This window comes from Pseudoalteromonas sp. NFXS53 (assembly GCF_056629255.1).
In genome coordinates, this window is sequence record NZ_JBWVBR010000016.1 from 45313 (window position 1) to 56678 (window position 11366).

Below are 11366 nucleotides of genomic sequence, written 5' to 3' on the forward strand. Positions count from 1 at the left end.
GTCTGTTTTCAAACTCATCAAAAAAGGGCTATTTAGCCCTTTTTTACATTGAAGCCCAAAGGTCTATGCACTCGCCTGATATGTCGCATGCTCTTCTGGGCATTTGATATGTGGCGTGGCCTTGCCAATATAGCTCCCTTGTAAGTAAGTAACACCAGCCGCACTGAGTAGTTCGTACTGTATTTCGGTTTCTACATTACCTACGATCAAGTGCATTTCTCTATCTTTACATAAACGCGCTAAATGCTCGATAAAAGACAGTACTTGTTCATCACTTTCTAGGTGCGTTGAAATGGCGTCATCGAGTTTAATGGCATCAATGCTGAGTTTCATCACTCTGCTGACGGTCAACAAACCACTGCTCACTGAGTTGACCAAAATCTTCACGCCCTTACTCTTTAATATATTAATTGCAACAGCCATGGCATTAAAGTTATCGAGTATGTCTTGCTCATCAAGTTCAAAGGTGATTAAGCTTGGTTGCGGGTAACGGCGCAGCTCTTGAGAGATAAAGTCGATTAATTGTGGATCAGAGGCATCTTGGTAGCTTAGATCGATTGACCAAGCAGTACGGGATTTTCTAAACCGGGTTACACATTGAGAAAAAATATGTCTGGTAAGTTGTCCTTCCATACGGGATTGTTTAACCACTTCAGAAAAAGCGTTGTCGGTAATGATACCGCCTTGCTCATCGAGTACTCTAGCATTACATAAATACTGGCATATATTGTCATGGTTTGGGGCGCAGCGCGGAGTAAAGTAAACAACCACGCGATTTTGAGAAAAGGCATCATTAAGTGTTTTAGCCATTGCGAGGCGAGCATGTTGCAACTGTTTAGCTTCGTGCTTATCAATACTGTAAATACACACTAACTCTTTTTGCTGAACCGCTTGTCGACAAGCAACATAGGCGTTTTCTAACAGTAAAGATTTATTCCCTTCCGCTATGCCTGCATTAAGCTGAACATAAAGGTGAGGCCTATTTAAAACGGGTGAGCTGGCAGGGAATTGTTGTACTAAGTTACTTAAAAAGTGCTCGCCACGTTCACTGTCACAAAATAACACTAACTTTGATGTTGCGAGTCGGTAAACATACACAGAGTTAGACTGAGTAGCAAAGTAGCCCATCACTTTGTTCATGACCTGATCGCCCACATTCGCGCCGTAAAAACTAACGATATTTTCTAGCTCATGTATTTCTACAATGGCAAGACTTAAGTGCTCACTTTTGTGTTGTTTAATGTCATGTTCAAGTGCAATGCGATTACCAAACCCTGTACGAGGATCTGTGGTGAGTGATTTGCGATATAGGATAAAGTAAAAGCTAGCCACCAAAACTGCAATTAAAAAGAAAAAGCTACCGCTAAGAATGGCACGCGTAACGCTGGCATTGAGTTGTGCTTGCACAGAATCCATGGTTATATCAGCACCCACCAGATAAGTCTTACCAGTATTGCTTATGTAGGGTACTAGAATCGTTTTAAATCGCCCCCATTGGTCTTCTGAAATCTCAAATACTGGTTCAGTAGAGCGAAAAGCACTTTTGTTTGTAACTGTTGCTTCAGGGTAAGGGTCTAAAAAGCGAGTAAGCATGTTAGCTTGCACATCTTCTTTGGTGTAGCTTGATGAAGTAAAAAGTACAAAGGGCTGCTCATACACCATGCTATACACGTACTCGACATTGAGCGTATCAGCCAAAAGCGAAAGTTGTTTGCTTAAACCTTGGTATTGTCCAGGTTGAATTGCAGCTAAATCATCATGGTATTGTTCGCCAATCAAAAGCTGTGCACTTTTAGCTGCATGTAGCAAGCGTTCATCAATATCATTAATAATTGCAGTACGCGTTGTTTCGTAGGTGTAATAAACGTAACCCACTAAACAAGTTAGAAATATAAAAAAGCCTGCAAAGAGAATGTTTGCTGGCGAGGTCCTTCTGATCATTGTTAGTCCTTATTCTAAAAAGCAAAAAAGCTTTGAAGAATGATCATTATTTTCCCAAATATTAGGCAAATATCTGACTTAAGTCCACTTCAAGATTGCGTCTTTTACACTAGTATAGAAGGCGCGTTTAAGTTTTATAGGCGCAAAACGAGACTTTAATGAAAACTTAAAGTACAGTTAGCGGTTTAGTCATATAAGAATTATAAGGCCAATGAGGATATTTTCGTTCATCGTTGGTTTGTTTAACTAGGTAGAAACATGGGTCCTAAGCGTTGTGCTGTAGCTTCTGATGAAACTTTAATGCGTATATTTACGGTGCCGGAAGCGCCAGATTCAACTTTAAGTAAGATTGAACTGGAAATCTCCAATAATTTGGTGGGCTTTTTAAACGAGAATATTGCTGCAATTGAAAAACCTTTGCACGAAGTGGAAAAAGATTTTCAATCGGCTGCTATTCCAGAACAGCCTATGTTTGTATCTGACTATGCTCAAGACATTATGGAGCAGCTGGTTGCGCACTCAGTGCATACGGCTTCCCCGAGTTTTATTGGTCATATGACCTCTGCACTCCCTCATTTTGTTTTACCTTTGTCAAAACTCATGGTGGGGTTGAACCAGAACCTAGTTAAAATCGAAACTTCGAAAGCATTTACACCATTAGAGCGTCAAGTATTAGGTATGATGCATCATCTTGCTTATGGTGCTGATGAATCTTTCTACAGCAAATGGATGCATAGCGCAAAGACCTCTTTAGGTGCGTTTTGTTCTGGTGGTACCGTTGCAAATATCACAGCACTTTGGATCGCTCGAAACCGTTTGTTAAAACCTCAAGGTGACTTTAAAGGCATTAACAGTCAAGGCCTAATTGCAGCTATGATGCATTATGGCTACAAAGGCTTGGCGGTTTTAGTGTCTGAACGAGGACACTACTCACTCGGTAAAGCCGCTGATGTTCTAGGTATTGGCCGCGACAATTTTATTGCCGTTAAGACCAGCGATAATAACAAGGTTGATGTTCAGGCTATGCGAGAGAAAGCATTAGAGCTTGAAGCGCAAGGCATTAAAGTTATGGCGTTAGTGGGTGTTGCTGGCACAACGGAGACAGGTAACATAGACCCATTAAATGAGATGGCTGATCTAGCTCAAGAGTTAAACTGTCACTTCCATGTTGATGCGGCTTGGGGTGGTGCTACCTTATTGTCGAGTAATGCGCGTCCATTATTAGCAGGCATTGAGCGTGCTGATTCAATCACCATTGACGCACACAAACAAATGTATGTGCCGATGGGCGCCGGTATGGTGCTGTTTAAAGATCCGCATGCCACCGATGCCATCGAACATCATGCTGAATATATTCTTCGTAAGGGCTCTAAAGATTTAGGGAGTCATACGCTAGAGGGAAGCCGCCCAGGTATGGCGATGCTTGTACATGCCTGTTTACGAGTGATTGGCCGTCAAGGCTATGAAATGTTGATCGATAAAGGCATTGCGAAGGCAAAGTACTTTGCCGAGCTTATCAAACAAGATGAAGATTTTGAGTTGGTTTCAGAGCCTGAGTTATGTTTATTAACTTACCGTTATGTACCGAAGGCAATTAAGCAGGCAATCGCCAATGTGAATGAAGACGAGAAAATCGACATTTATGCTGCATTAAACCGATTCACGGCAAGCATGCAAAAGCGTCAGCGTGAAGCTGGGCGCTCATTCGTCTCACGTACACGCCTGACACCTGTACAATACGATAAGCAGCCTACGGTTGTTTTCAGAGTGGTTTTAGCCAACCCATTAACCTCTGAAGCTATGCTTAAAGAAATTCTAGACGAGCAAAAGCAATTGGCGAAAACAGACCCTATCTTTAAAAAGTACTTAGCTAAGTATATCTAACTTTATATAACTAAACGCTATTTATAAATTAAAGCCAACTGAATAAGTTGGCTTTTTTTTATGCTGTTCAAATAGTATGCTTAGTTTATGCACTTTTTTACTAACATCTGAACATGCAGTATTTAAAAACAATCATTTATGTCGACTCAGTTGAAGAGGCGTTAGATTTTTACTATCAAGCTTTTGGTTTTGCGACTACTGCGCTGACAGAAGCGGCTGATTATGGTGAGTTAGATACAGGTATGGTGACACTTGGCTTTGCCTCACACCCTTTGGCGCAAGCGCAGTTTAAGCAAAGTTATATTCGTAGCCACCCAAAGCAGCCCGCACTGGGGTTTGAATTATGTATTGAGTGTGAAAATGTGATTGAGAGTTATGATAGAGCGGTTGAAGCCGGCGCGGAGCCGCTGATGCCTCCAATTCATAGAGGAGAGCACACACAAGCTTATGTGCGTGCTATCGAAGGGACTTTGATTGCGTTAGTCACACAAAGCGCGTGCTAAGCCAGTAGGCTCGATTTCTACACACACGTTCTCATCGTTCCAGTTTAAGCCAAATAATGCTTGGTCTTCGTTTAAATCTTCAACCCACTCGTCTAGTAACTCGTCTAGGTCGATAGCCATAGGTGAGTATGTCTGCCACTCGTCTTTACATTGTGCTTTTGCTTTTTCTTCACTGTCCCATAGCAAAAGGACATCCGCATTTTCAAACTGGTTTGACTCGCAAACAACGACGCCACCATCTTCTGCGCCTAAAGCCCAAACTTGCGCTCCAAGGCGGGCTTGCTCAACAAATGTGACTAATTCTGATTCAATTTCGATTTCGCTCATCATCTTATCCTGTTTAAGCTATCAAGAATGTCTAGGATCAGTTTGTGCTACACCAGGCAAATTACTTTGTACTTGATGAAATGCCACCAAGGCTGCAAAGTCTTGCAAATTATAGAGATCACGAAACAAGATCCAATCTAGCAGGCAGTATAAACTGATCTTGAGATAACTGCTTTCTAAAAAAGCTTCTTTCACACATTGTTCATTTAAATAGGCTAAAAGTGCAGCAATACGTTCATATTGAAGGTTGAAGAATAGTTTGTTTTCAGAGGTATCAAAGCCTGAACGATGGCAAAGTAACAATTCGATTAATGAATCATTACAAGCGTCGACCTGCACTAGTTGGTTCGCTTGCCACCAAGTCATTTCAGGTATCTGATGTTGTTCAGTTAAATAGCGCATGATTAACCCTGAGTCCGCGATGTTTAACTCGTCATTAGTTAGAAATGGGATTTTACGAGTTGGATTGTGCTCAACCATGATTTGTCGATCTGCTTGCGCAAATATATCTAGACAAGTGTAAGGTAAATCAAATTGATGATACTGAGCAAACATACGAATGCGGCGTGCGTAGGGAGAGGTGTCAGAACCATACAAGTGCATAAATCGGCTCCTATCTTTTATGCTCATTGAAAAAATATCTTTGAAATAGGTATAAAAAAAGCCGCTAAAGCGGCTTTAGAATATATTGATAGTTATTCAGTTCGGCTTGTTACTTCTAGTAAATGATAACCAAACTGAGTTTGCACTGGACCTTGTACTTGATTAACCGGTGCAGAAAAAACCACTTTATCGAATTCTGGTACCATCATACCTGGCCCAAACTCGCCTAGTTCACCACCATCTTGGCCTGACGGACAGCTTGAGTGTTTTTTTGCAAGTTCTGCGAAGTCTGCACCTTGCTCTATTTCTGATTTCAATTCTAAGCAAAGCGCTTCGCTTTCAACTAAAATATGTCTTGCACTGGCAACTGTCATACATTCTCCATAATTCTAAATCTGAGCATTATTTACTCATAGTTTATTCTAGTATAGATAGAATTTTTTCTCGCGCAACGGTTATAGTGAATTTTCAATTGCTTGAGTTAAATTTGCCGAAAGCGGCTTAGTTCGGCTGTTAAAGCGTTGCACCGTTTTTCTGTCTGCTGAAACAAGATATTTATAGAAGTTCCACTTTGGTGAACTTGTCTCTGCATTAAGGTGCTTAAAAATAGGATTTGCATCATCACCACGAACCGCTGTTGTTGAGAGCATTGTGAATGTTACCCCATAATTTACATAACAGACTTCAGCGGTGTCTGCTTCATCGTTTTCTTCTTGAAAGAAGTCATCGCTAGGAAAACCAATTACTACGAGGCCTTTGTCTTTATACTTTTGATGTAGGGCTTCAAGTTCTTCAAATTGACCTGTAAAACCACAATTACTGGCTGTATTCACAATCAGCAGAGGTTTATCTTTAAATTCGCAAAAATTTACTGACTCCTCAGAGTGTAGTTTTCGCATAGTGACATTCGTGAAGTCATCGCAACTATTTGCCTGCACTGGCGATGTAAACAGTGCATAGCACAAAATCATTAAACTTAATAAATACTTACACATATGTTTTCCCATTTTTTATTTGACTAGTTTAAGATACGAATTCTTCGTTTACCACGATCATTGTAGAGTAAAAGTAATGAATATTCGCTATGCACAAGCAACTGATTTAGAGGCGATAGTTGCCATTTACAACGAAACCATCGCCAGCCGTATGGTGACAGCTGACACCGAGCCTGTGACTGTTGAGTCTCGAGTTGTTTGGTTTGAGAGTCATAATATGCGCTCGCCTATTTTTGTTTGTTGCGATGGTGAAAATGTGCTCGGGTGGTTAAGTTATAAAGACTTTTATGGGCGACCGGCATACCAGAACTGTAAAGAAATTAGTATTTATATTACGCACAAAGCACGAGGTCAGGGGCTGGGTAAAAAGCTGCTCGAATTTGCTGAAGAACATGGTCGAGAAATAGGGCTGAAAGTATTACTCGGTTTTGTATTTTCGCATAACACGCCAAGCATTAAACTATTTAAACAGCATAGTTATGCTGTATGGGGTGAGTTTCCTCAAGTGGCAGAAATGGATGATCAGACTTATAGTTTGACTATTCTAGGGAAGCATTTGTGATTGCCATAATTAATCACTGATTTGCTCAAGTGTGAGTTTGCTCAGTCAATATGTGGTTGGCTGGAAAATAGAGTCTAAGAACAAGCTATGTCTAATAAAATACTGATAATTGACAGCAATAGTGTACTGGCTATGCGTCTAAAAGTGCTATTTGAGTTACTAGGTGGTGAAGTAGAACATATTCACTATCGAATGTTAAATGACGCTTTTGATTATAACCAATACGGTGTTGTTGCCATTGCGCATGGTATTCCCAGTGAATATCTAGATAGTCTATCTGTTCTTCGCGCACACCCTAAATTAATATTACTCGCCCCTAAGCCTGACAACACAGAGCACTTGCAGGTCTTTAGCCAGTTTAATCGTGCTTTACCTAACGGTATAGTGATTTATCCTTTCTTCGCCAATAAAGAAATTACTAACTTATTAGAGCGTGTTTTAGAGATTGGTATTGATTCACGACTGGTGTTACCAAAAGTGTTGTTAGTTGATCATTATCACGAGCGGCTTGAATCTCTGGCTACCAGCCTACGAGGCGCACAGCTTCAAGTGTTAACAGCACATAGTAAAGATGAAGCGTTAGAGCTAGCTAAAAATAATGATGTTGACTTGCTGATCAGTGATTTTAATTTAGAGCAAGGCACGGGTCTCGAAGTGTTTAATGCGCTCAAAATGGTGTATCCACATTGTCGATGTTTATTGTTTACCTCTCGTGCCAATCAAGTGGATATGATGGAAGCCATCCGTCAAGGCGTTGAAGATGTTTTAATAAAGCCTTTTGATGAGAGTGAACTACTGCAATCTCTACACAAGTTATGGCAAACCGAACTGCTAAAACGTCATAACCAAGAGTTGGTTGAACGACTTCAAGATACTGTCGATGCCTTAATCGAAAGAGATAGCTTACTTCGAGTTATCTATAAGCATACGCCTGATCCAATTATGCTGTTCTCTCGAAATGGCAAAATTATTGAAGCGAATGATGCTTGTGGCGAATTATTAAAACTTTCTCCAGAAGAGCTGCCTGAACATTCTATTTTTGAGTTATTTGATAAAGAAACAGCGTCAGGCCTTAAAACAGCTATCCAAGGTGTTGGTGCTCATCGACATTTCAATTTTGAACTATTATTGCCAAGAGAAAATGGCTCAGTGCCACTCATGGGCACTTTCACCGAAATAGACCATCATGGTGAAATGGCATTTGCGGTGATATTAAAAAATGTGACGCAGCTTAAGAAAAAGCAACAATTGTTAGAAGAGGCGAAAGAAGTCTTAGAAGTTGAAGTGCAGGCAAGAACTGCGCAGTTACAAAAAGCAAAAGATGATGCTGAAGCGGCTAACCAAAGTAAATCAGAGTTTTTAGCTAATATGTCACATGAGCTTCGTACACCCATGCATTCTATTTTAAGTTTTGCACGCTTTGGGTTAGACAAACTTGGGGCAGGTGAAACACCAATTGATAAATTGAAAAAATATTTATCGCGAATAGAAACCAGTGGTGAGCGTCTGCTTTTATTGTTGAATAATTTGTTAGACCTTTCAAAGCTTGATGCGGGTCATTTTCCATTTAACCCAAGTAACCATGATTTAATGGCGATCATTAAAACAGGCATCGAAGATGTCGCAGGCTCTGCAATGGAAAAGGGCATACAAATTCGGGTTAATTCACCTGTTGATAGGTTGCCGCTGTTTTGCGACCAAGAGCAGCTTAATCAGGTAATACGAAATCTGTTAGGTAACGCGCTTAAATTCAGCCCAAAAGACAGTGAAGTTGACGTGGCAATTACGTTAGACGAAGAAAAGGTTCATATTTCGATTAGTGATCGAGGTGTTGGTATTCCTGAAGATGAATTAGAGCAGGTATTTTCTAAGTTTGTACAAAGCAGTAAAACCAACAGTGGCGCTGGTGGAACAGGGCTTGGTTTGGCTATTTGTAAGGAGTTTATACTACTACATAAGGGTTATATTTGTGCCAAAAACAATAATAATGGCGGTGCTACCGTGATGATTGAGTTACCATTAAAGAAACAAAATGAGTTAATGGTTTAGCAAACTTGCAAAACCAAGACTATAACTATTCTATAGGTATCAAGAAAAGGAATAGCTCATGGCATTACAAAGAATTTTAGCCGTTGATGACGAACCGTTTAATTTAGAGATCATAGAAGAAATCTTAGAAGATTTAGACTTACAATTGGTGACTTCAGAGAGTGGTCCAGAATGTTTGGAAGTATTAGAATCGTTTTCCCCTCAAGTCGTTTTACTTGATGTAAGTATGCCGGGTATGGATGGCTATGAAGTGTGTCGTCAAATTAAGGCAAATCCAGCCACCAAAGACATTGTAGTCATGTTTGTATCTGCTCGAGGCTCAGTTGAAGAGCGTATGGAAGGATATTCCGTAGGAGCAGAAGACTATATTGTTAAGCCTTTTGCACATGGTGAACTAAAAAGTAAGCTGAGTAATCTTGGCCAGATATTACTTGAAAAAGAAAGTCTTGAGCAACAAGTTGAGGATGCAACCAGCACTGCATTTAGCGCTATGGCGACCAGCAGTGAAATGGGACAAATTGTTAATTATATCGAGCAAATCGGTCAAATAGACGATGTCTCTGAACTAGCGCAAGCTTTAATAAGTTGCCTATCAAGCTTTGGTTTGAATTGTAATATGGAACTGAGGATAGACGACGATAGACAGCATTTTGCGTCTTCAGGTTTATGTTCTCCGATTGTGCTGGAGCTTTTCGAGATCCTCAAATCAAAAGGTCGACTCCATGAGTTCCAAAACCGTATTCTGGTAAATTACGAAAATCTGAGTTTATTAATCTTGAATATGCCTGAAGATGACGAAGAAAAGCATGGTCGTATTCGCGATCATATTTGCTTTATCGTGAGTGTGACAGAGCAGCAACTGTTGTCAATTTTGACACGTAGAGAGTTACAAGAGCAGCAGCAAAACCTCTCAGAAGTCATTTCTATGGTACATAGTAAGTTTACCGGATTAATGTCGTTACTGGACGATAACCGTAAGCACAACGAAGAAGTGTTTCGCTCATTGCAGGAGCAGTTTGAGAACCGGATCCCGACGATGGGCTTAGATGAAGACCAAGAAGTATTTATCTTTACTAATGTTGATGAGGCAATCCAAAACTCTGTTGCGCGTGAAGAGTCAATCACGAGAGTTAGAACGGCTTTTGCTGAAATCGAAGCGGATCTCTCACTAATTAATAAGAAGTAGTGGGGCAACTACTATTTGTTATACCAATCCTCTTAATTAAGCGAGCTATTTTGAGGCAAGAAAAGCGTGTCGGTAACGAGGCAAAATTTTGCTATTTAGTTGTTCTAAATAAGAAATTTTCAACGAAGTTAGCGTCAGTTTTAGTCCCTCAAAATGATTGAATATTATTGAGGATTGGTATTAAGCATCGCGCGGCAATCCCTTTTCAATAATGCGGATCAAGCGCAATTGCTTTCTATCTTCATTGCGCTGTTTTTGCCTTTGTTGCTCTAAAGCCCATTCAATGTGATCTTTAACCAAATCACTACTTTGATGAAGCGCAGCTTCTAATGCGTTTACGATGGTTTGATTAAATGGTGCATTTCCGAGCCCAACAGCTAGGTTTCTCTGCCAGCGTTCGAAACCAATTCGGCGAATTGGACTGCCTTCGGTATTTTTCAAGAATATATCTTCTGTCCAACTAAACAAAACCAGTAGTTCTTGATCTTTTAAGTTCTTACGTGGCGCAAAATCATCTTCTTGAGTAAGTTGCCCGAAGCGATTCCAAGGGCAAACCAGCTGACAGTCATCACACCCATATACGCGATTGCCCAGAAGAGTGCGATACTCTTCAGGAATGGGGCCTTGCAACTCGATGGTTAAATACGAAATGCACTTTCTAGCATCAACAACATAGGGTTCAACAATGGCACCAGTAGGGCACAATGTTAAACAGGCAGTGCATTTTCCACAGCCTTCTTCTTTGTTTGGTTCATCAATAGGAAGGGGTAGGTCGACAAATAACTCTCCTAAAAAAAACCAGGAACCAGCTTGTTTATTGATTAACAAGCTGTTTTTACCACGCCACCCAAGGCCTGCTTTTTCTGCGAGTTGGCGTTCTAATACTGGCGCTGAATCAACAAAAGGGCGAAAGCCAAACTGTCCAACTTCTTGCTCAATTTTTTGTCCTAGCTTCTTCAGTTTATTGCGGATCACTTTATGGTAATCTCGGCCTAATGCGTAGCGGCTAATATAGGCGGTTTCTTTATTTCCAAGCGCCTTTGCAAAGCTCGCCTCAGGTGGCAGATAGTTCATTTTTACACTGATGATCCGTTGAGTACCCGGGACAAGTTCAGCGGGTCTTGCCCGTTTCATACCATGGGCGGCCATATAACTCATTTCGCCATGATAGCCATTATCTAACCAGCGTTGCAGTTGAGCTTCGTGTTCACTCAGATCAATATCAGTGATCCCAACCTCGGCAAAGCCAAATTCTTTACCCCATTGCTTAATTTTTGCAGCAAGTTCAATATAATCAATCTTAGTGGCAGTCACGG

At 40.7% G+C, this 11366-nt stretch carries 11 protein-coding genes; 5 read left to right on the forward strand and 6 right to left on the reverse strand.

What is annotated here, in order from left to right; all coding sequences use genetic code 11:
* Positions 1-63: 63 nt before the first annotated feature.
* Positions 64-1941 carry an EAL domain-containing protein gene (locus AC1HJP_RS15955; RefSeq protein WP_480362651.1) on the reverse strand — a complete coding sequence of 626 codons (1878 nt, stop codon included), beginning with the start codon at positions 1939-1941 and terminating at the stop codon, positions 64-66.
* 258 nt (positions 1942-2199) lie between these two features.
* Between AC1HJP_RS15955 and panP the strand changes: the two genes are divergently transcribed.
* Together panP and AC1HJP_RS15965 are read left to right on the forward strand one after the other, a co-directional pair.
* A complete protein-coding gene (gene panP / locus AC1HJP_RS15960; protein ID WP_480362652.1) occupies positions 2200-3825 on the forward strand; it encodes a pyridoxal-dependent aspartate 1-decarboxylase PanP in 1626 nt (541 codons plus the stop codon).
* A 113-nt stretch (positions 3826-3938) separates the two neighbouring features.
* Positions 3939-4328 (forward strand): VOC family protein, encoded by a 390-nt coding sequence (locus AC1HJP_RS15965; RefSeq protein WP_480362653.1) that lies wholly within the window; start codon positions 3939-3941, stop codon positions 4326-4328.
* Here AC1HJP_RS15965 and AC1HJP_RS15970 read toward each other — a convergent pair.
* The 4 genes from AC1HJP_RS15970 to AC1HJP_RS15985 form a co-directional block, all read right to left on the reverse strand.
* Positions 4305-4655 carry a DUF2750 domain-containing protein gene (locus tag AC1HJP_RS15970; RefSeq protein WP_138478029.1) on the reverse strand — a complete coding sequence of 117 codons (351 nt, stop codon included), beginning with the start codon at positions 4653-4655 and terminating at the stop codon, positions 4305-4307. The two genes, AC1HJP_RS15965 and AC1HJP_RS15970, sit on opposite strands and share 24 nt — an antisense overlap.
* 21 nt (positions 4656-4676) lie before the next feature.
* Positions 4677-5258, reverse strand: coding sequence for a glutathione S-transferase family protein (locus tag AC1HJP_RS15975; RefSeq protein WP_480362654.1), 582 nt, complete (start codon positions 5256-5258; stop codon positions 4677-4679).
* A 92-nt stretch (positions 5259-5350) separates the two neighbouring features.
* Complete coding sequence (locus tag AC1HJP_RS15980; RefSeq protein WP_349285420.1) at positions 5351-5632, reverse strand: peptidylprolyl isomerase; 282 nt, start codon at positions 5630-5632, stop codon at positions 5351-5353.
* 81 nt (positions 5633-5713) lie between these two features.
* A complete protein-coding gene (locus AC1HJP_RS15985) occupies positions 5714-6253 on the reverse strand; it encodes a glutathione peroxidase (RefSeq protein ID WP_480362655.1) in 540 nt (179 codons plus the stop codon).
* A 76-nt stretch (positions 6254-6329) separates the two neighbouring features.
* On the opposite strand from AC1HJP_RS15985, the gene AC1HJP_RS15990 reads away from it, so the two are divergent.
* From AC1HJP_RS15990 to AC1HJP_RS16000, 3 genes are all read left to right on the forward strand, one after another.
* Positions 6330-6815 carry an N-acetyltransferase family protein gene (locus AC1HJP_RS15990; RefSeq protein WP_480362656.1) on the forward strand — a complete coding sequence of 162 codons (486 nt, stop codon included), beginning with the start codon at positions 6330-6332 and terminating at the stop codon, positions 6813-6815.
* Positions 6816-6902: 87 nt separating this feature from the next.
* Positions 6903-8864: an ATP-binding protein gene (locus tag AC1HJP_RS15995; protein WP_480362657.1), complete on the forward strand. Its 1962-nt coding sequence runs from the start codon at positions 6903-6905 to the stop codon at positions 8862-8864.
* Positions 8865-8922: 58 nt separating this feature from the next.
* A complete protein-coding gene (locus tag AC1HJP_RS16000; protein WP_480362658.1) occupies positions 8923-10050 on the forward strand; it encodes a response regulator in 1128 nt (375 codons plus the stop codon).
* A gap of 180 nt (positions 10051-10230) precedes the next feature.
* On the opposite strand, the gene queG is transcribed toward AC1HJP_RS16000, so the two are convergent.
* Complete coding sequence (queG, locus tag AC1HJP_RS16005) at positions 10231-11364, reverse strand: tRNA epoxyqueuosine(34) reductase QueG (RefSeq protein ID WP_480362659.1); 1134 nt, start codon at positions 11362-11364, stop codon at positions 10231-10233.
* Positions 11365-11366: the final 2 nt, after the last annotated feature.